Source organism: Rhodococcus jostii NBRC 16295 (assembly GCF_001894825.1).
In the GTDB taxonomy this organism is placed as follows: domain Bacteria; phylum Actinomycetota; class Actinomycetes; order Mycobacteriales; family Mycobacteriaceae; genus Rhodococcus_F; species Rhodococcus_F jostii.
On the sequence record NZ_BCWY01000131.1, the window covers coordinates 1 to 19706 of the forward strand.

The 19706-nt window shown below is 66.6% G+C and carries 17 protein-coding genes and 1 pseudogene; 9 read left to right on the plus strand and 9 right to left on the minus strand.

Annotated features, from left to right (window positions below; all coding sequences use genetic code 11):
- Nucleotides 1-59: 59 nt before the first annotated feature.
- Together RJ1_RS41295 and RJ1_RS41300 are read left to right on the plus strand one after the other, a co-directional pair.
- On the plus strand, nucleotides 60-2330 hold the full coding sequence (locus tag RJ1_RS41295) for a transglycosylase domain-containing protein (protein WP_162850348.1): 2271 nt from the start codon (nucleotides 60-62) through the stop codon (nucleotides 2328-2330).
- A 22-nt stretch (nucleotides 2331-2352) separates the two neighbouring features.
- Nucleotides 2353-3966, plus strand: coding sequence for a glycosyltransferase family 87 protein (locus tag RJ1_RS41300; RefSeq protein WP_073369737.1), 1614 nt, complete (start codon nucleotides 2353-2355; stop codon nucleotides 3964-3966).
- Here RJ1_RS41300 and RJ1_RS41305 read toward each other — a convergent pair.
- The gene (locus RJ1_RS41305) at nucleotides 3963-4250 is read right to left on the minus strand and encodes a CD225/dispanin family protein (RefSeq protein WP_073369739.1); all 288 of its coding nucleotides are present in this window, start codon (nucleotides 4248-4250) and stop codon (nucleotides 3963-3965) included. The genes RJ1_RS41300 and RJ1_RS41305 overlap by 4 nt on opposite strands.
- 113 nt (nucleotides 4251-4363) lie before the next feature.
- Entirely contained in the window at nucleotides 4364-6658 is a 2295-nt protein-coding gene (locus tag RJ1_RS41310) for an ATP-binding protein (RefSeq protein ID WP_073369742.1), read from the minus strand.
- A gap of 224 nt (nucleotides 6659-6882) precedes the next feature.
- Between RJ1_RS41310 and RJ1_RS41315 the strand changes: the two genes are divergently transcribed.
- Both RJ1_RS41315 and RJ1_RS41320 read left to right on the plus strand, forming a co-directional pair.
- Entirely contained in the window at nucleotides 6883-8529 is a 1647-nt protein-coding gene (locus RJ1_RS41315) for a flavin-containing monooxygenase (RefSeq protein WP_073369760.1), read from the plus strand.
- A 28-nt stretch (nucleotides 8530-8557) separates the two neighbouring features.
- The gene (locus tag RJ1_RS41320; RefSeq protein WP_073369744.1) at nucleotides 8558-9502 is read left to right on the plus strand and encodes an alpha/beta hydrolase; all 945 of its coding nucleotides are present in this window, start codon (nucleotides 8558-8560) and stop codon (nucleotides 9500-9502) included.
- Between the two features lie 14 nt (nucleotides 9503-9516).
- On the opposite strand, the gene RJ1_RS41325 is transcribed toward RJ1_RS41320, so the two are convergent.
- The 3 genes and pseudogenes from RJ1_RS41325 to RJ1_RS41335 form a co-directional block, all read right to left on the minus strand.
- Nucleotides 9517-10101, minus strand: a complete 585-nt coding sequence (locus RJ1_RS41325; protein ID WP_073369746.1) for a GNAT family N-acetyltransferase — start codon at nucleotides 10099-10101, stop codon at nucleotides 9517-9519.
- Entirely contained in the window at nucleotides 10098-11459 is a 1362-nt protein-coding gene (locus tag RJ1_RS41330; protein ID WP_073369748.1) for a glycosyltransferase family protein, read from the minus strand. Before RJ1_RS41330 ends, RJ1_RS41325 begins: the two co-directional genes overlap by 4 nt.
- 62 nt (nucleotides 11460-11521) lie before the next feature.
- Nucleotides 11522-11638: pseudogene (locus RJ1_RS41335) on the minus strand (hypervirulence associated TUDOR domain-containing protein); the annotation flags it as partial.
- 153 nt (nucleotides 11639-11791) lie between these two features.
- Here RJ1_RS41335 and rpsF point away from each other — a divergent pair.
- From rpsF to dnaB, 5 genes are all read left to right on the plus strand, one after another.
- A complete protein-coding gene (gene rpsF, locus RJ1_RS41340; RefSeq protein ID WP_005249677.1) occupies nucleotides 11792-12079 on the plus strand; it encodes a 30S ribosomal protein S6 in 288 nt (95 codons plus the stop codon).
- A 65-nt stretch (nucleotides 12080-12144) separates the two neighbouring features.
- Entirely contained in the window at nucleotides 12145-12669 is a 525-nt protein-coding gene (locus RJ1_RS41345; RefSeq protein ID WP_073369750.1) for a single-stranded DNA-binding protein, read from the plus strand.
- A gap of 38 nt (nucleotides 12670-12707) precedes the next feature.
- On the plus strand, nucleotides 12708-12950 hold the full coding sequence (rpsR, locus tag RJ1_RS41350) for a 30S ribosomal protein S18 (protein WP_005249686.1): 243 nt from the start codon (nucleotides 12708-12710) through the stop codon (nucleotides 12948-12950).
- Nucleotides 12951-12967: 17 nt separating this feature from the next.
- A complete protein-coding gene (rplI, locus tag RJ1_RS41355) occupies nucleotides 12968-13423 on the plus strand; it encodes a 50S ribosomal protein L9 (RefSeq protein ID WP_073369752.1) in 456 nt (151 codons plus the stop codon).
- A gap of 574 nt (nucleotides 13424-13997) precedes the next feature.
- Entirely contained in the window at nucleotides 13998-16640 is a 2643-nt protein-coding gene (gene dnaB / locus RJ1_RS41360; RefSeq protein WP_073369762.1) for a replicative DNA helicase, read from the plus strand.
- Here dnaB and RJ1_RS41365 read toward each other — a convergent pair.
- The 4 genes from RJ1_RS41365 to RJ1_RS41385 all read right to left on the minus strand — a co-directional run bounded on the left by RJ1_RS41365 (nucleotide 16585) and on the right by RJ1_RS41385 (nucleotide 19553).
- The gene (locus RJ1_RS41365; protein ID WP_073369754.1) at nucleotides 16585-17091 is read right to left on the minus strand and encodes an MTB12 C-terminal domain-containing protein; all 507 of its coding nucleotides are present in this window, start codon (nucleotides 17089-17091) and stop codon (nucleotides 16585-16587) included. The genes dnaB and RJ1_RS41365 overlap by 56 nt on opposite strands.
- Nucleotides 17088-18095, minus strand: coding sequence for a hypothetical protein (locus RJ1_RS46455; protein WP_143048915.1), 1008 nt, complete (start codon nucleotides 18093-18095; stop codon nucleotides 17088-17090). The genes RJ1_RS41365 and RJ1_RS46455 overlap by 4 nt, the downstream gene beginning before the upstream one ends.
- A 230-nt stretch (nucleotides 18096-18325) precedes the next feature.
- On the minus strand, nucleotides 18326-18673 hold the full coding sequence (locus RJ1_RS41380) for a YciI family protein (protein ID WP_205415369.1): 348 nt from the start codon (nucleotides 18671-18673) through the stop codon (nucleotides 18326-18328).
- 316 nt (nucleotides 18674-18989) lie between these two features.
- On the minus strand, nucleotides 18990-19553 hold the full coding sequence (locus tag RJ1_RS41385) for a dihydrofolate reductase family protein (RefSeq protein ID WP_073360368.1): 564 nt from the start codon (nucleotides 19551-19553) through the stop codon (nucleotides 18990-18992).
- Nucleotides 19554-19706: the final 153 nt, after the last annotated feature.

A 19706-nucleotide genomic window follows, 5' to 3' on the forward strand; every position in this document is an offset into this window, starting at 1 on the left:
CGGGTCCCCCGCCGCGTCGTCCGGGTCCCCCGCCCGGTCGTCCTGCCGGTGCGCCCCCGGTGGCGCGTAACCAGTCGGGCCCCGGTGGGCGCCCGCCGGGACCTCCGCCGTCGAACGGTCGCAAGACCGGTGGCGGCCGTGGTGGTGAACCTCCGAAGGGTGGGAAGAAGACGGCCACGAAGAAGTCGCGGTGGAAGATCGTGCGCCGGACGGCGTACGCGTGCGTCGCGCTGGGTCTGATCATCCCGATCCTGCTGTTCATGGCGGCGTACGTCGTCCAGGACGTCCCGCGGCCCGGTGACCTCAAGACCAATCAGGTGGCCACGATCTACGCGTCCGACGGGACGTCGGTGCTCAGCAAGGTCGTGCCGCCGGAGGGCAACCGCACCGAGGTGACGCTCGACCAGATTCCGAAGCACACCCGTGACGCGGTGCTCGCTGCCGAGGACCGGGACTTCTACTCGAACCCCGGCTTCTCGATCGGTGGTTTCGCGCGCGCTGCCCGCGACAACGTCCTGGGCAAGGACAGCGCCGGCGGTGGCTCGACCATCACGCAGCAGTACGTGAAGAAGACGATGGTCGGTTCCGAGCGTTCGCTGACGCGAAAGATGAAGGAACTCGTCATCTCGTCGAAGATGGCCCGTGAGTGGTCCAAGGACGACATCCTCGCCGCGTACCTGAACACCATCTACTTCGGGCGTGGTGCGTACGGCATCGCCGCGGCGTCGAAGGCGTATTTCAACAAGCCCGTCGACCAGTTGACGGTCGAGGAGAGCGCGGTACTGGCGTCGTCGATCCAGCTGCCGTCGCTGCTCGATCCGGAGACCAACCCGGAGGGTGCGCAGGCGCGCTGGAACTACGTGCTCGACGGCATGGTGTCGGCGGGAACGCTCGAGCAGTCGGCGCGGTCCGTGATGCAGTACCCGCCGTACGTGCCGATCGCGCAGGTCGACAACGGCAACCAGGACTCCGGACCGGAGGGCCTGATCAAGAATCAGGTTCTGCGTGAGCTGGGTGAGGCGGGGATCAGCGAGCAGCTGCTCAACACCGAGGGCCTCGAGATCACCACGACGATCGACCCGGTTGCGCAGGCCGCGGCCGTGGATTCGGCCCGTTCCAACATGGAGGGTGAGCCGGAGAACCTGCGTACCGGCGTCGTGTCGGTCGATCCGAAGACGGGCGCGGTGCGGGCGTACTACGGCGGCGAGGACGGCGGCGGTTACGACTTCGCGAACGCCGGACTGCAGACCGGTTCGTCGTTCAAGGTGTTCGGTCTCGCCGCGGCACTGGATCAGGGCATCCCGCTGTCGCAGATGTACGACAGCTCGGAGCTCACGGTCAACGGCATCACCATCAGCAACGTCGAAGGCGAGGGCTGCGGCACCTGCACCATCGCCGAGGCGCTGAAGCGGTCGCTGAACACCAGCTTCTACCGTCAGGAACTCGAACTCGACGGTGGACCGCAGGCGATCGCCGACATGGCCCACAAGGCGGGCATCCCGAAGGAGATCCCCGGCGTCGGTGCTTCGCTGACCGAGCCGGACGGCAATGGTCCGAACAACGGCATCGTGCTCGGCCAGTACCAGTCGCGGGTTCTCGACATGGCGTCGTCGTACGCCACGCTGGCCGCCTCGGGTACGTACCACGCCCCGCACTTCGTGCAGAAGGTCGTGAGCGCGGACGGAACCGTGCTGCTCGACCGCGGTGGCGACACCGGTGAGGACCGCATCGACAAGGACGTCGCCGACAACGTGACGTCGGCGATGGAGCCCATCGCCGGGTACTCCCGCAACCACAACCTGGCGGGCGGACGACCGTCGGCCGCGAAGACGGGTACCGCGCAGCTCGGCGACACCGGGAAGAACAAGGACGCCTGGATGGTCGGGTACACCCCGTCGCTGTCCACCGCGGTCTGGGTGGGAACCACCGACGGTCAGGCGCTGGAGAACAGCGGCGGCGCGATGATCTACGGTTCCGGTCTCCCGTCCGACATCTGGAAGGACACGATGGACGGCGCCCTCGAGGGCACCGACGTCGAGAAGTTCCCGAAGCCGGGTGCGATCGGTGGTCAGTCGGGTGTCCCGGCGTACTCGGCGCCCGCACCGACCAAGACGTCGGCGCCGCCGACGAGCACGTTCCAGTTGCCGACGGAACTCGTGCCGCCGGTGGTCGTGACGCCGTCTCCGGTGGAGATCCTGCCCGGGATCACCATTCCGATTCCGGGTCTCGCACCGCGGCCGACCACACCGGCCCCGGTGGTTCCGGAGGAGCCGGAGACGACCACACCGCCGGGCGCGGGTAACGGCCAGCAGCAGGTTCCGACCCGTTAACGGCGACCGGTAGCCTCGCGGAGTGGCCGACAACCCAGACGCGCACGCCGTCCGAGACGCGGGCGAGACGGGATTCGTCTCGCCCGCGCCTCTGGCGAAGGATCGGCGTTCCGCGGACTGGCGGGACCTTCCCGGGCGCACCGACCCGCTGACCGCCGACCTGTCCGGGGTGATCGGCGGTCCGATCGGACGGCACGCGGTCGTCGGTCGCAGCCGGTTCTTCTCACCGATGCGCGCCATTCTGTTGCTGGCGATCGTGTTTCTCGCGCTCGGCTGGTTCGCGAAGGCCCCGTGCATTCAGCAGGCACCGGTCGGTGAGAAGGGCGCGCTCGGACTCGATTGGAGCGGCAGCCGGCAGTACGTCGCGATGTGCTACTCGGACACGGTGCCGCTGTACGGCGCGGAACGGTTGAACGAGGGCGCCTTTCCCTACAAGAAGTGGTGGGAAGAGGAGGCGGGCAACGGCCAGGTGCAACGCCGCTACATGGAGTACCCGGTGATCTCCGGGCTCTACCAGTACGGCGCGATGACGATCGCGAAGTCGTGGGACGCGGTGCATTGGCTGCCCGGTGCGTTGCAGGTCGCGATCTACTTCAATGTCGTCGCGTTCGGTCTGGCGCTGGCGTGGCTGGTCACGGTCTGGGCCAGCGCGCTGCTGGCCGGGCGCCGTATCTGGGACGCCGCGCTGATCGCCGCGTCCCCGCTCGTGATCGTGCACGTGTTCACGAATTTCGATCCCCTCGCAACGGCTTTCGCAGCGGGCGGGCTGCTGGCGTGGTCTCGGAAACGGCCGGTGCTCGCCGGCATCCTGCTCGGGCTCGGTGGCGCCGCCAAACTGTATCCACTGCTCCTCCTCGGACCTCTGCTGGTGCTGTGTCTGCGCACCGGCAAGGTGCGGGACTGGTCGGTGACGGCGCTGACCGGCGTCGGCGCGTGGCTCGCGGTGAATCTGCCGATCGCGCTGTTGTTCCCGCGCGGTTGGGCCGAGTTCTTCCGCCTCAACTCCGAACGCGGCGCCGACCCGGACTCCGTCTACAACGTCATCTCTTCGTTCACGGGCTGGACGGGTTTCGACGGCATCCTTCCGTCCGGTCAGGCGCCCACCGTGCTCAACGCGGTGTCGTTCGTGCTGTTCGCGATCGTGTGCGTCGGGATCGGCTACGTCGCGTTGACGGCGCCGCGCCGGCCGCGGCTCACGCAACTGTGTTTCCTGCTGGTGGCGGGTTTCCTGCTCACCAACAAGGTGTGGAGCCCGCAGTATTCGCTGTGGCTGGTGCCGCTGGCCGTGCTGGCGTTCCCGCACCGACGGATCCTGCTGGCGTGGATGACCGTCGACGCACTGGTATGGGTGCCGCGAATGTTCTACTACCTGGGCGTGTCCAACAAGGGGCTCCCCGAGCAGTGGTTCACCGCCGCGGTGGTGGTCCGCGACGTCGCCGTCGTCGTCATCTGCGCGCTGATCATTCGGCAGATCTACCGGCCCGACGAGGACCTCGTTCGGTACGGCTTCATCGACGACCCGGCGGGCGGGGTACTCGACCAGGCACCCGACGATCAGCCGCGGTGGCTGCCCGACTGGTTACGTCCCCGGGCGCGGGTTGAAGCGGCTCCCGCTCACAGCGTTTCGCCGGGCTAAGGCTTCGACAGCACCAGTGCCGCGCCGATCGCGAACACCGCGATCGCGACTCCGAGGGCGATCGCGCGGATCGACCACTGGCGGGCGTCGGCCGCGGCGCGCACCGAACTGTCGTATTCGCCGCGCTCCCACAGTCGGTGGACGGTGAGCGAACGCAGCAGCGCGACGATGCCGAACGGCACGAACGCGAAGACAGCGACGATGGCGAGCGGGAGACCGCTGGCGGGCGGCGGTGCCAGCGGCCCGCAGTAATCGGCCCCGGTGTCCTGCTGCTGCGACGTCATGCGTTGCCTCCCCGTGGTCCTGCCCACGACCAGTGGGCGACGACGTGGAGTATAGACCCGTCCAGATGCCCGACTGTGCAGTGCCTTTCGCGCAGTCGGCGGTTACGTCCCGGTTATCGGCCGGTATCCGCGGCGGAAGTATGGGCCCGAGCCGCGACCCATGCCGCCACCTGGGTGCGGGACCCGACGGCCAGTTTGTCGAAGATGTGCTCGACGTGCCCGTCGACGGTGCGCCGCGAGATCACCAGGGCCTCGGCTATCTGCCGATTGCTGAGGCCCTGGGCGAGCAGTTCGGCGATCTCCTGTTCCCGCTTGGTGAGCGGCGACCGCTCGGCGCGGGCGGCAGGCGCGTCCTCGGTCCGGGTACCGAGCGCGAGGTCGACGGCCTGCTCGATGGTGAGCCGGACCGCGGGCGCTGCGAGCTGGGCGAACTCGTCCGGCCCGACCATGCCGGACGCGACGCGCTCCGACGTTAACGAGTCGTCGGTGATCTGCGGGCCGAATGCCGCGACCGAGGTGCCGAGCCGATGCCACACACCTCTCGCGGCCCCGCACAGCGTCGCCGCCGCGCTCGCGTCGCCGCTCGACGTCGCCACCCACGACAGCACCTCGATCGACAGGGCCGTGCAGATCTTGTCCTTGAAGTCGCGTTGGATCCGCAGCGCCTGCTGGGCGGCGTCGACGGCGTCGTCGCGCCGGCCGAGGTGAAAGTAGGCGACGCTCGAAACCCACAGGGCGTAGGCCTTGTTCCACTTCTCCCCGTGCGCGTCGGCCACCGCGATCACGTCCCGGCACGTCGCCAGGGCGTCGTCGAGGCGGTCGTCGTAGGTCTGCGCCATGGCCATTTCGAACGACGCGGTCAGCACCGACGCGGTGTCGCCGACGGCACGGTGGACGGCGATAGCGTCGCGGAACAGCAGGATGGCGTCGGCCGGACGACCGGAGAACACGGCGTGGATCCCGGACCAGTGATCGGCGTGCGCCCGCAGTCGCTCGTCGCCCAGTGCGGTGGCGATCGACGTGCATTCGTCGAGGTGTTCGCGTGCGGCGTCGCGGTCACCCTGGATGAGTGCGGTCCATGCGGTCACCCACAGCACGTCGCCGCGTTCGCGGGTGGGTTCGGTGAGTCGTTGGAGTATCCGCTCGAGCCGGATCCGCCCGTCGGACAGGTTGCCGCCGGCGATCCAGTGGTAGCGGAGCGCGACGGCGAATTCCGCGGCCGCGGCCCGCTGCGAGTCTTCGCGCAACGCCCAGTCGAGTGCGGCGACGAGGTTGGGGTGGTCGATCCGCAGTCCCGCGAGGATCTCGGATTGTCCTGGCCCGCGCCAGTCGAGCGACGATCGGCGGGCGCGCGCCGAATAGTGCTCGAGATGCCGTCGATACAGTTCGTCTTGCTCACCGCTGAGGTCGAGGAGTTCGTGCCCGTACTCCCGCACCGTCATCAGCTGGGAGTAGCGGAGTCTCTCGGTCGAACGGTCCACGGTGACAAGGCTTTTTCCGACCAGCCGGTCGAGGACGTCGACGACCGGGGTGTCGGACAGCGCACCGAATCCGCTGATCGCCTCGGCGGCTTCGAGGTCGAAGCTGCCGGGGAACACGGCGAGCCGGGACCACAGCAACCGCTCGGTGTCGGAGCACAGTTCGTAACTCCAGTCGATGAGGGCGCGCAGCGTCTGCTGCCGGGGCATGGCGGCACGGTCGCCGCCGGTGAGGAGCGCGAACCGCTTGTCGAGACGTTCGACGAGCTGCGACGCCGACAACGACCGCAGTCGGGCCGCGGCAAGTTCGATGGCGAGCGGGATCCCGTCGAGCTGATTGCAGAGCTGGGCGACGGCGTGGGCGTTCGCGTCGGTGAGACGGAAGTCGGCGACCACGCTCTGCGCGCGCTCCACCAGCAACGACACCGATTCGAACGGGGCGATGTCCGCGGCCCGGCAGGCCTCGACCTCGCCCGGAGTGCTCAGCGGCGGAAGGATGTACGTGAACTCCCCGGCGATCCCGAGCGGCTCGCGACTCGTCGTGAGGATCCGGACCTCCGGCGCGGCGGCGAGGACGGCTCCGACGAATTCGCCTGCGGCGGAGAGCAGATGCTCGCAGTTGTCGAGGACGATCAGCACGTGCCGCGACTGCAGGTCGTCGATCACCTTGTCCATGACCGCGCGGCTCGACTGGTCGGTGACGCCGAGGGCCGCCGCCGCTGCGGAGGGCAGCGCGTCGGGATCACGCACGGAGGCCAGGTCGATCCACCGGACCGAGTCGCGGAAGGCGCGCGCCGACCGGACCGCGAGTTCCTCGGCCAGTCGCGTCTTGCCCACACCGCCGACGCCGAGCAGCGACACGAGCCGGGACTGTTGCAGGCGGGCCCGGGCTTCCTCGATCTCGCGCCGCCGGCCGATGAAGCTGGTCATCGACCTTGTGAGTTCTCTCGTGCGAGTCAGTGGATGTCTCCCTTTTCCGAGCGGCCAGGGTTGGCACGAACCTACCCGCACCGGAATGTGACGGCCAACACAGGTAACGAAGGGGGTGATTTACCCCGTGTGGGGGTGATGTGACGTGGGTCATCGTCATTGGCATGCCCCGGTTGCCCGATCGACTACAGCCGGAACCCATCGTTCGCGAGGAGCTCAACACCATGTCAAAGACCAATTCTTCCGCCGACGTCGATGTCGTCGTCGTGGGTGCCGGGTTCGCCGGCCTCTACACGTTGCACAGACTGCGCGACAAGCTGAACCTGACGACGCGCGTGGTCGAGGCCGGATCGGATGTGGGGGGAACCTGGTTCTGGAATCGGTACCCCGGTGCCCGCTGCGACATCGAGAGCGTCCACTACTCGTACTCGTTCGACGAGGATCTGCAGCAGGACTGGCAGTGGAGTGAGAAGTTCGCCGGACAGCCGGAGATCCTCCGCTACCTCGAACACGTCGCCGACCGCTTCGACCTGCGCAAGGACATCACGTTCGGCACCCGGGTGATCGGGGTCCACTGGGACGACGTGGACTCGGTGTGGACGGTGCACACCGACGACGGGCAGAGCGTGCGCAGCCGCTACTTCATCTCCGGTGCGGGCAACCTGTCCGTCCCGAAGACCCCGGAGTTCGGCGGCATCGACAACTTCCGCGGGGAGGTGCTGCTCACCGGCAACTGGCCGCGTGAAGGCGCCGACTTCACCGGCAAGCGGGTCGCGGTGATCGGGGCCGGGGCCAGCGGCATCCAGGCCATCCCGTTCATCGCGGAGGACGCGGCCGAACTGGTGGTCTTCCAGCGGACCCCCAACTTCGCGACCCCCCTCGGCAACGGTCCGATCGACCCGGACGAGGTGGCCGACATCAAGGCGAACTACCGTGCCGTGCGCGATGCCGCCCGCAACCACTTCCTCGGGGTCCCGTTCGACCAGGTGCAGCCGTCCGCGTTGGCGGTGAGCGCCGACGAGCGTCGCCGCACCTTCGACGCGCGCTGGAACGCCGGCGGGTTCCGGTTGTTCATCGACTCCTACCAGGACATCCTGTTCGACAAGAAGGCCAACGACACCATCGCCGACTACATCCGGGAGCGGATCCGCGAGCGGGTCCAGGACCCGGAGAAGGCCGCGACGCTGACCCCGACCGGCTACGCGTACGCCACCAAGCGGCCCCCGCTCGAGACCAACTATTACGAGGCGTTCAACCGCGACTCGGTCAGCGTCGTCGACGTCAAGTCCACCCCGATCGACGAGATCACCGAAACCGGGGTCCGGGTCGGTGACCGCACCTACGAGGTCGACGTCATCGTCCTCGCCACCGGATTCGACGCCATGACCGGTCCGCTGATGGCGATGGACATCCGCGGCCGCGGCGGGCTGCCGCTGGCCGAGAAGTGGGCGCACGGCCCCAAGACTTACCTCGGCATCATGGTCAACGAGTTCCCGAACCTGTTCCTGATCACCGGACCGCAGTCGCCGTCGGTGCTCTACAACATGCCCCTCGCCATCGAGGACCACGTCGACTTCGCCACCGACGCGATCGACCACCTCAACCGCAACGGCCTCGACGTCATCGAGCCCACCGCGCAGGCCGAACGCGACTGGGGCACGTTGACCAACGACATCGCGAACCAGACCCTGCTGCCGGAGACCAACTCCTGGTACATGGGCGCGAACATCCCCGGCAAGCCCCGCGCCTGCATGGTCTACCTCGGCGGCGCCCCTACCTACCGGGCGACGTGCGCCGAGGTCGTCGAGGCCGGCTACTCCGGCTTCGCGCTCGCCCCGGCGGAAGCCCGCGTCGCCTCCACCGTGTCCTGACCCCACACCCCCGACAGAGGAGACCGACATGGCACTCGACGCCCACGCGGCAGAACTGATCGCCGGACTACAAGCCCAGGGCCTCAAGGCTTTCGAGCACAGCACCGTGGAGGAGGTGCGGGCGGTGGTGGCGACGTTCACTGGGCTGCAGGCGCCCCCCGAATCCGTCGCCCGGGTGGAGGAAGCGCACTACGACAGCGGCCGTGAGGAAATCCCCCTGCGGATCTACGTGCCCGAAGGACCGGCACCGCACCCGGTTGTCCTGTACTTCCACGGCGGAGGGTTCGTCGCCGGCGACCTCGACGTCGTCGACGAACCCGCGCGGGCGGTCGCGAACGGCGCCGGCGCGATCGTGGTGGCCGCGACGTACCGCCGCGCACCCGAACACCGCTTCCCCGCCGCCGCCGACGATGCGGCCGCCGCCCTGCAGTGGGTGGCCGACAACGTCGAAACCTACGGCGGCGACCCGGAAAACGTCGTCGTCATGGGCGACAGCGCCGGCGGCAACCTGGCCGCGGTCACCGCGCTGCGCGCCCGCGACGCCGGCGGGCCCCGCCTGCGGGGGCAGGTGCTGATCTACCCGGTGATCGATCCGAACGCGCAGTTCCCGTCCCGGCGGGAGTTCGCCGAGGGGTACGTGATCGGCGCCGGGGACCTCGACTGGTTCTGGAGCAACTACCTGTCGTCGCCCGAGGACGCGGCACATCCGTATGCGGTACCGAGCCGCGCCGCGAGTCTCGAGGGGCTCCCGCCGGCGCTCGTGCTCACCACCGAGAACGAGGTGGCCCGCGACGAAGCGGAGGCATACGCCGAGTCGCTTCGGCAGGCGGGGGTCGACACGGAGGCGATCCGCTTCGACGGTCTCCTCCACGGCGCGTTCTGGATGTCCGGCGCGGTTCCGCGGAGCAACGAAATGCGTTCGGCTGTCGTCGAGTTCGTGAAGAAGGTGACGGTCACCGCCCCCGTCGTGTGACCTGACCGACCGTGTCAGCCCTCGACTCGTGCCTCGAGTCGGGGGCAGACCCGTGTCCACTCCTCGTCGATCATCGAGAACAGTGCGGTGTTCCGCCACGTCCCGTCGCGGCGTCTCCGGTGCTTGCGCAGGATGCCTTCGAACTCGGCTCCCAGCTTGGCGATGGCGCCGCGCGAGTGCGCGTTGCGTTCGTCGGTGTGCCATTCGACGCGAACCGCGCCCAAATCCTCGAAGGCCCGCCGCAGCAACAACAGTTTCGACTCGGCGTTGACGAGCGTTCCCTGCGCGGAACGCGACAACCAGGTGTGCCCGATCGCGAGGCTGCGATTCCTCGGGTCGATCAGATACAGCGACGTCGAGCCGACGAGGGTGTCGGTGACCACGTCGATCTGCGCATACGCCAGCCGGGCCGGATCCTCGTCGGCGGTGCGGACGAACGCCACCGCATCGTCGCGATCGGCGATGGCGGCCGACGTCCAGTGGAAGATGCGGGGGTCGTCGACCGCATGCAGCAGGCCGTCGACGTGGTCACCGCTCAGCGGCTCGAGTCGTACGTGCCGTCCGGTGAGAGTGGGGTGCGCGAACCAGGATTCGCTCATCGCACCGGCTCGGGAGATTTCAGCTTCGGCCGCTGGTCGGACTCGGGACCGGTGTGACCGCGGGCGGGAGGATGCCGGAGGGCGGCGCGCAGGAACACGAAGAACAGCACCACCAGCAGTCCCGCGCGACCCCAGACCCCGAACTTCACCAGCACCTCGAACGTCGACGCGTCCGTCTCGGCGGCGAGGGCGCCGAAGTACTTGAAGACGCCGATCCCCATCGACAGGTCGGCCACCAGATACGCCGCGACAAGCCCCCACGGGACGCGCAACAGCACGAAGAACGGGATGAGCCACAGCGTGTACTGCGGAGAATGCACCTTGTGCAGCAGCAGGAATCCGCAGAGCATTGCGGCGCTGACGGCGATCCATGGGTACCCACCGTCGCGTTGGAACCGCAGCCAGCCCAGCCGCAGGGCGATCGCGAACGCCACGCACACGAGCAGCGGCGACAGTAGGCTCACGGTCTGGTCGTACGCCGGGAGCGGGGCGTCGGCGGTGACCGGCCCGAACAGCGGTCGCAGACCCCAGTACCAGATGGAGTTGGTGGTGAGGTCGGCCTGACGTTTCTCCTGGAACGTGAACGACGCCCGCCATCCGCTGTAGGAGATGAGCGCGAACGGCAGGTTCACCGCCACCACGGTGGTGATCGCTGCCGCAGCGACCATCAGCGCGCCGCGCACGTCGTACCGTCGCCCGGCGGTGCCGCTCCGGGTGAGGACGTACGCCATCAACGGGAGCACGAACGCACCCGGATACAGCTTGAGGCAGAAGCCGACGGCGAGAAGCACCGCCGCGAGGACGGCCCGGGCGCGGAGGGGGATGCGTTCGAGCGTCATGACGAAGATCGCCGCCACCGACGTCGCGACCACCGGAAGTTCCCAGTTGTGGAACGCGTACAGCACCAGCGGCGGGGTCGCCGACCACAGCAGCGCCCACCACCCGGCCAGGCGCCCCAGCATCCACGCCGTCAACAGACCGAACGGGGCGAGGATCAGCGCCGAGTGCAGCAGGAAGTCGGCGTCGGTATGGGAGCCGATGCCGCCGAGCCACATGAGGACACCACTGAGCACCGGATACTCGACGGTGCCGCCGGTGAGGATGCCGTCGGCGTTGATGCCCCCGCTGACGTAGGGGAAGACGTGCAGGTTGACGTCGCGTCCGAGCCACAGGAACTGGATGTCGGAGTAGCAGACCTGCGTGTCCTTGAGACGGTCGAAGACCAGGCTTCGCCCGACGCCGTCGAACGGCGCCCCGGCGCACCGCGCCTTCTGCAGATAGCCGGCGAGCATGGAGAGGCCCGCCAACCCGACGACGAGCGCCGTGATCGGCGACCGCTGCCGAGCTCCGATATGCATGAATCCACACTAGGGTGCGCGGGGGTCCGTGTGCGAAGGGGAAACGCGGTGGGTGACGGCGGTCAGGCGTTCTTCCGGCGCAGGGCGTCGGGTTTGTGGACGGCGTCCCGCCCGCTTTCGGCGCTGACGACGCGATACTGCGGGTCGTCAGCGGAGGCCCGCACCGTGCGACCCGCCGCCGTACCCACCCGTACCCGCGATCACACCGGTCGCCCTGATTTCGCTGGTCAGGGGCTCGTCGTGTACCCTGCAAAGGTTGCTGACGCAACGACCCTCCTGCCACGGACAGTCCGTGGCCGTTTTCACTAGTCCATAGGAGGTGATGAGGTCTTATGCGTCATTACGAATTGATGGTCATCCTTGACCCCAGCCTGGACGAGCGCACTGTTGCTCCTTCGCTGGATACGTTCCTCAATGTTGTTCGCCAGGACGGCGGCAAGATCGACAAGGTCGATGTCTGGGGTAAGCGTCGTCTCGCCTACGAGATCCTGAAGCACAGCGAAGGCATCTACGCGGTGATCGACATCAGCGCTACGCCCGCCACCGTCGCGGAGCTCGATCGTCAGCTCGGTCTGAACGAGTCGGTGCTGCGTACGAAGGTTCTGCGCCACAACAAGTGATTTCTGTCGGTCACCAGCCCTAGGCTCGTGCCCAACCGAACTCCACATTCTGCAGGAGGAACCATATGGCAGGCGACACCGTCATCACCGTCATCGGAAACTTGACGGCTGATCCGGAGCTTCGATTCACCCCCGCGGGTGCCGCGGTCGCGAACTTCACTGTCGCGTCCACGCCCCGCACCTTCGACCGTCAGACCAATGAATGGAAAGACGGCGAAGCACTGTTTCTGCGCTGCAACATCTGGCGCGAGGCAGCCGAGAACGTCGCGGAGAGTTTGACCCGTGGCTCGCGAGTAATCGTGAGCGGCCGGCTCAAGCAGCGCTCCTACGAAACTCGTGAAGGTGAAAAGCGCACTGTCGTCGAGCTCGAGGTCGACGAGATCGGCCCCTCGCTGAAGTACGCCACGGCCAAGGTCAACAAGGCCAACCGTGGTGGCGGCAGCGGCGGTGGCTTCGGTTCCTCCGGCGGATCGGGCGGCGGACGTCCGCAATCCAACACCGGCGGAGATGATCCGTGGGGCAGTGCGCCGCAGGCGTCCGGCTCCTTCGGAGGCTCTGGTGGTGGTGGGAGCGACGAACCCCCGTTCTGATCCGTACCTGATCGGAACATCCAGAAAAGAGCAAACAAATGCCGAAGCCGCCCTTGCGCGACAAGGTAATGAAGAAGAAGATCTGCATCTTCTGCAAAGAGAAGAACACGCAGATCAACTACAAGGACACGACGCTGCTGCGTAAGTACGTCAGCGACCGCGGCAAGATCCGCGCGCGCCGTGTCACCGGCAACTGCGTCCAGCACCAGCGTGACGTTGCCATTGCCGTCAAGAACTCACGTGAGGTGGCGTTGCTGCCTTACGCCACCGTGGCTCGCTAAGGAAAGGGAGGAAAGACATGAAGCTCATCCTCACCGCTGACGTGGACAACCTCGGTGCGCCTGGCGACACCGTCGAGGTCAAGGACGGCTTTGGCCGCAACTACCTGCTGCCCCGCGGCCTGGCCATCGTCGCCACCCGTGGCGCCGAGAAGCAGGTCGAGGGCATCCGTCGTGCGCAGGAAGCCCGCGCCGTGCGCGGTCTCGACCACGCCAAGGAGCTCAAGGACGCCATCGAGGGCCTCGAGAGCATCTCGCTGTCGGTCAAGACCGCCGGTGACTCGGGCAAGCTCTTCGGTTCGGTTACCGCCGCCGATGTCGCCGGTGCCATCAAGGCCGCCGGTGGACCCGTCGTCGACAAGCGCAGCCTGGAGCTGCCGAAGGCTCACATCAAGGCGACCGGCAAGCACGCCATCGTCGTGAACCTGCACCCCGACGTGGTTGCGAAGTTCCACCTGAACGTCGTCGGCGCCTAGTCGACCCGTTCACACACAGGCCCCCCGGACGCCTCGGCGTGTGGGGGGCCTGTGCTTATCGATTCCGGCTCACAGCCGCCCTCTCGAGCCCGCTTTTCACGGGTGTGAAGCACGCGGAGGAGCGGCTTCCAGCTGTGTCTGGAAGTTAGCCGCCCCGCCGACGATCTGTGAGGTGAATCATATTGCCACGCAGGGGCGACCAACTCAACACGCCCGAGTCGTCAACGCGAAAGACACGCCGAACGGGTTTTCATCCACAGTGGTGAGATTCCAGAAAACGGCCCTGATCTGGGTCTTTGGGATTGTGATATGTACTTATCCTCAGGTTATCCCCATGGGGTTAACAAACGTACCCAGCAGTTTCCACAATTCGTCCCCAACTGTGTACACAGGCTGGTTTGAACACGGGGTAGCTAATCCCTAACGTCGTCCCGGCGTGTCTCGCGATCACGACGCCGACTGCCGCGAAGAGCCTGCGAAGGTTGTCGGTGGGGGCGAGTACAAAGAGTTCGGGGCACCAACACCGGGAAGCATTTTCCGGGGTGGCGCAACAGTGATGGGGAAGGTCGGTCGAGTGGCTGTAGTAGACGATCGGGGCCATTCCGAATACCCGGGTCCGCCCGACGCGGAGCCCGGTGAAGAGTTCGGTCGGCAACCGCCTCAGGACATGGCGGCGGAACAGTCGGTGCTCGGCGGCATGCTCCTCAGCAAGGACGCCATCGCCGACGTGCTCGAGGTCCTCCGTCCCGGCGACTTCTACCGTCCCGCGCATCAGTCGGTGTACGACGTGATCCTGGACCTCTACAGCCGCGGTGAGCCCGCCGACCCGGTGACGGTGTCTGCGGAACTGGATCGTCGCGGCGAGCTCCGCCGCATCGGCGGAGCGCCCTACCTGGTGACGCTCACCCAGACGGTGCCCACCGCCGCCAACGCCGGCTACTACGCCGAGATCGTGGCAGAAAAAGCCATCCTCAGGCGCCTCGTCGACGCCGGCACCCGCATCGTCCAGTACGGCTACACCGGCGCCGACGGACAGGACGTCGCCGAGGTCGTCGACCGCGCGCAGGCCGAGATCTTCGAGGTCACCGAACGCCGCACCACCGAGGACTTCGTCCCCCTCGAAGAGCTCCTGCAGCCCACGATGGACGAGATCGACTCCATCGCCAGCCGCGGCGGCATCTCCCTCGGTGTGCCCACCGGCTTCGTCGAACTCGACGAGATCACCAACGGCCTCCACCCGGGCCAGATGATCATCGTTGCGGCTCGACCCGGTGTCGGTAAGGCGCTCGCCCTCGACACTCCCCTGGCCACACCCACCGGCTGGACCACCATGGGCGACGTCCAGGTCGGCGACCACCTCATCGACGCCGACGGCAAGCCCACCCGCGTCGTCGCCGCCACCGACATCATGGTCGGCCGGCCCTGCTACGAGGTCGAGTTCTCCGACGGCACCGTCCTCGTCGCCGACGAGCAGCATCAGTGGTTGACGGAGACGCGGGCATCTCGGCGGTCCGCGCTGCAGGCCGCCACCGGCTACAACCGATACAAGAACCAGGGCACGTTCGCGGAAGTCCGCACAACTGCCGAAATCGCCGCCACACTCCGCTGCTCTACCGTGGATGCGCGCGTGAATCATTCGGTCACCAATGCGAAACCGCTCGAGTTGCCTGCACAGGACCTGCTGGTGCCTCCGTACGCGCTCGGAGCGTGGCTCGGTGACGGCACTTCGGCGGCTGCTCAGATCACGTGTGCCGACCCCGAGATCATCATGCTGATCGAGGCGGAAGGCTTGGTCGCGGTTCCGTCGACGACTGCGAAATTGCGATACAGCTTGCAGTTGGCGCCTGAGGCTCCGATCGCTCCCCGCGACTGCGTGGTGTGCGGAGAATCTTTCGTGCCGTTCACGAGCCAGGTGCGCACCTGTGGTCAGTCTTGCGGCGGCAAGGCGCGTTTCATGTCGGATCCGGTGCCGGCTCCGACCTGTGCACATTGCGGCGGGCCTTCGATCGGCTTGAGGCTCTGCCAGACCTGCCGGAACGAGGTGGGCACCCTACAGGCGCGACTTCGGACCCTCGGGGTGTTGGGTAACAAGCACATTCCCGTCCAGTACCTGCGCGGATCTGAGCTGCAGCGCCGCTGGGTTCTTGCTGGTTTGCTGGATACCGACGGCACTGTGACGGCCGGTGGCTCCGTGCAATTCTCCGTTACGAGTGAGCGTTTGGTGCGTGACGCGCAGGAGCTGATCGTCAGCCTCGGCTACCGCTGCCAGATGAGCACAAAGAAGGTGCGCGGTCGCACGGAGGCGTCGTCGACTGCCTACACCCTGACATTCGCAACCGATGACGAAGTTTTCGGACTCCCACGGAAGGCTCTGCTCCACAAGGAGCGTCGCGCAAGTAGCAGCACCGTCCGTTCTGGTTCGCGATTCATCACCGACGTGCGCAAGGTCGACAGCGTCCCCGTGCGTTGCGTCGAGGTCGACAACGCCGACCACCTGTACCTTGCGGGTCGCGCGATGGTGCCCACCCACAACTCCACGCTGGGAATGGACTTCCTGCGCTCGTGCTCGGTGAAGCACGGTATGGCCAGCGTCATGTTCTCGCTCGAGATGAGCAAGACAGAGATCGTCATGCGTCTGCTGTCGGCGGAGGCGAAGATCAAGCTCGGTGACATGCGCTCCGGCAAGATGACCGACGACGACTGGACGAAGCTCGCTCGCCGTATGAGTGAGATCAGTGAGGCGCCGCTGTTCATCGACGACTCCCCCAACCTCACGATGATGGAGATCCGCGCAAAAGCCCGGCGGCTCAAGCAGAAACACGACATCAAGCTGATCGTGATCGACTACCTGCAGCTGATGAGCTCGGGTAAGAAGGTCGAGTCACGTCAGCAGGAAGTCTCCGAATTCTCGCGTAGCCTCAAGCTTTTGGCGAAGGAACTCGAGGTTCCCGTGGTCGCGATCTGCCAGCTGAACCGTGGTCCCGAACAGCGACAGGACAAGCGCCCCCAGGTCGCCGACCTTCGTGAGTCGGGATCGCTCGAGCAGGACGCCGACATGGTGATCCTGCTCTACCGTCCCGACGCCACCGAACGCGACGACCCCCGTGGCGGCGAGGCCGACCTCATCCTCGGCAAGCACCGTAACGGTCCGACAGCGACAATCACTGTGGCGCACCAGCTTCACCTGTCCAAGTTCGTGGACATGGCGCGAGGGTAGTTGCTGCTGCTGCTAGCTTCCACTCGTTATTAAAACGCACGAAGGGAATTGGTCCCACCGGGTACGGTTCCATGGCTTCGATGCGGCCCTGCCCAGTCGCGTTGACCATCTCTGGGCCGACGGGTTCCACGGCGGTGAACTGGAGGTATTGGGGTGAGGGTTGGGCACCCCAAGCCCGGGCGATCGGCATGGTCTGGTCGGTGGGACCATCCAGGAGCCGCGCCCGGTCCTCCTCGCGTATCGAGTAGTTGGTGGTGGCGTTGTACAGGGCGGTCAGTTGCTCGGCGGTGGGCACGAGATCGGTGATCGGCGCCGGCGGCGGTGCGAACTGTGTGGATTGGACGAAGACGGTCGGATCGCGCGATTCGGTGTCCTCGGGCGAGCAGGCGCCGGCGACGGTTGCGATCGCGACAAGAGCGCTGGCACCTATCGCGGCTTTCCTCACCCTCATGATCCAGGTATCGCCCCAAGTCGACGCAACGTGACAAGCCCATGCCACACCAACTCCCTGGTCGCATCTCCATCATCGATCGGATGCCGGTCATCGATCCGGTTGCGGACCGCCCGTGCGCCGGGCGCGCTGTTGGCCGGCCTGTCCCGCTGGCGGTTTCGCTTGCGGACGGATCGGATTCGGCGATCGGCGGTTATTGCCCGTACGGGCGCGGCGGTAAGGGGTTTATATGGTCGCTGTCCCAGGTGACCTTGCGGGAGCTGCTGGTGTCGATCACTTCCAGATCGGGGTGCGCTGGCAGGGCCAGGGCGCAGGCAGTGGACGAGCCGATGTAGGTCGACATGAGGTCGATGTCGGAGGCGACGAACCACGCCCGATCTTGGGGCCACCACAGATTCGGCCCGCACGAGCCCAATGCGTACGGCATCGTGCACGGTGCCGTGCAGCAGGTAGTTGTCTCGGAATGGGATGTGGACGCGCGCACCGGGATGGGGAAGGTTCATGCCGTGGCCGGCGCGGCCTTCCCAGAAGCCGAACCAGCAGTCGTCCGGAGTGGTGGTGTGTTGCACGAGGACATCGGCCAGGGCGGCGAACTGATCTTCCGGCATGTCCCCTTCGTCGGGTTCTTGATTCCAGACGGTTGCGCTGCCGTCACCGACACCGTGATGCACGCCGGCCTGTAGCAACGAGCCCCACTCGACGGTCTGGTGGATCACGCCGCCGGTATGGGCGGCAACTTCCGCCCATCGCACCGTGATTCTTTCACCGGTAGCGGGGTCGATCCGGGCGGCGGGATGCAGGACGCGCGAATACAGGGTGTAGATCGGCGGTACGAGCGATCTGACCGTGTACTCGAACCGCGGCAGTGCCTGCGCGATCCAGACGCCGGGCGAGGTGTCCTCGAGAACGTCGTCGACCCGCCACACCAAAGATTCAGAGTTCGGATCGACATGTCGATTCATGTGCTGAGGATCGCCTGGGCCGGGAATGCCGTCGTCGTTCACAAATCCGACATTGCCACACCTTGTCTTTCCGGGAGGCCGCTGAGCGTTAGGCGTATGGGACGGCTACAGTCGGGCATTCTGTACCGTCGTCGATCTACCACCGCGTTGTTTGTGAGAGAAAGACGAAGCGCGTTGTCTTGGGACGAAGCCGGGGAACAGGTTCCGCGATCGTGGAGCGAGCGTTTAAGTCTGAGAGGACCATCCCGCTGCCTGCGTGACGGAGAGTGCGGCTACTCAGGAAGCGTGTCGCCCGGGAAGCCGAGGCACGGGAGGACCTCACAGGTCATGATTCCGGCCTGCACACACGGGTCGGCGGCCATGATCTGCCGTGCCCGTTCAAGGGACTCAGTCATGATCGCCACGCCGGCGACGGTGTCAGAGATGACGGGACAGAGGATCGCGATCACACCTTTGGCGCGTAACGACACCATGCGACGTTGGTGTTCACGTTCAATCGCCTCGGCTCCGTCCTGGTATCGGTCCGAGCTCCATCGAAGCTGAACCAGGCTAAAGGGCTTGGCGGTCGCGGCCAGCGCTTGAATCTGGTCGTCAGTCACGTCCGAGCTCATGTCGTTCACATCCCTCCTCGTGGCGTTCGATCTCGATCAAACCTAAGACCCGCTCCTGATCTCGCCCGTACGGCGCCTCTCGCCACGCCGTTGTGGACGCTCTGGGAGCATGCACACACGTGCGCGTTACCCACCGTGTGTCCATCCGTCGCCATGGACTCGGCGGTGCTCGACACCGTCACAGAATGCCCGTCTGTAGCCGTCCCGTACGCCGATCCCTTACATACACGGTCTGTGATCCGGGACGGGTATCACGATCGCCTCGAACACAGCGCCAAGAGATCCTTGGGCGGCACGAGGCCCGGGCCGATCCGAGGTTGGGTACTCAGCGCCTGGTCTCGTACCTGGTCAGGACCACGCCGTCAGGGAACGTCCCGGTCTCCACCAGGGTCAGGTTCACCCAGTTGTCCAGGGCCGCGAAGAACGGCGTGCCGCCACCTACCAGGACCGGATGGGTGACGATCGCGTACTCGTCGATCAGCCCATTCCGCATGGCCACTGCGGCGAGTGTGGCGCCGCCGATATCCATGGGGCCGCCGTCCTCGGCCTTGAGCCGGGTGATCTCGGTGACCGCGTCGCCGGTGACCAGGCGGGTGTTCCAGTCGACCGTGCTGGTCGTCGAGGAGAACACCACCTTCGGCATGTCCCGCCAGCGGCGGGCGAACTCGATCTCCGCCGGTGTGGCACCCGGCTGCTGGTCGGCGGTCGGCCAGTGGGAGCTCATCGTCTCCCACAGTTTGCGCCCGTACAGCGCCGTGCCTGTCGCCCTCACCCGGTCGGACCACCACTGGAACAGCTCGTCGCTCGGCACACTCCAGCCGAGGTCGTCGCCGGGCGCGGCGATGTAACCGTCCAGGCTCGCGTTCATGGCGAAGGTCAGTTTCCGCATGGTGTCAGCCTCCCGTGAGTCGGTACTCGGTGTACAGACCAGCACGGCGCGGAAAAATCATCGGTCAGGCCACACCGAGGCCGGTTCACCACCACGCCAAGCGGATGTACGTACGGAGGGAACCCGCACCGGGACGAAGTGGTGTCTAAGGGG

Excerpts from the sequence above, each read along its gene's own strand:
- RJ1_RS41325 (WP_073369746.1), bottom strand. The coding sequence starts at position 10,101 with ATGAGCGAATCCTGGTTCGCGCACCCCACTCTCACCGGACGGCACGTA.
- RJ1_RS41345 (WP_073369750.1), top strand. The coding sequence starts at position 12,145 with ATGGCAGGCGACACCGTCATCACCGTCATCGGAAACTTGACGGCTGAT.
- RJ1_RS41365 (WP_073369754.1), bottom strand. The coding sequence starts at position 17,091 with ATGAGGGTGAGGAAAGCCGCGATAGGTGCCAGCGCTCTTGTCGCGATC.
- RJ1_RS41320 (WP_073369744.1), top strand. The coding sequence starts at position 8,558 with ATGGCACTCGACGCCCACGCGGCAGAACTGATCGCCGGACTACAAGCC.
- rpsR (WP_005249686.1), top strand. The coding sequence starts at position 12,708 with ATGCCGAAGCCGCCCTTGCGCGACAAGGTAATGAAGAAGAAGATCTGC.
- rplI (WP_073369752.1), top strand. The coding sequence starts at position 12,968 with ATGAAGCTCATCCTCACCGCTGACGTGGACAACCTCGGTGCGCCTGGC.
- RJ1_RS41305 (WP_073369739.1), bottom strand. The coding sequence starts at position 4,250 with ATGACGTCGCAGCAGCAGGACACCGGGGCCGATTACTGCGGGCCGCTG.
- RJ1_RS41315 (WP_073369760.1), top strand. The coding sequence starts at position 6,883 with ATGTCAAAGACCAATTCTTCCGCCGACGTCGATGTCGTCGTCGTGGGT.
- RJ1_RS41330 (WP_073369748.1), bottom strand. The coding sequence starts at position 11,459 with ATGCATATCGGAGCTCGGCAGCGGTCGCCGATCACGGCGCTCGTCGTC.
- RJ1_RS41310 (WP_073369742.1), bottom strand. The coding sequence starts at position 6,658 with ATGACCAGCTTCATCGGCCGGCGGCGCGAGATCGAGGAAGCCCGGGCC.
- RJ1_RS41385 (WP_073360368.1), bottom strand. The coding sequence starts at position 19,553 with ATGCGGAAACTGACCTTCGCCATGAACGCGAGCCTGGACGGTTACATC.
- rpsF (WP_005249677.1), top strand. The coding sequence starts at position 11,792 with ATGCGTCATTACGAATTGATGGTCATCCTTGACCCCAGCCTGGACGAG.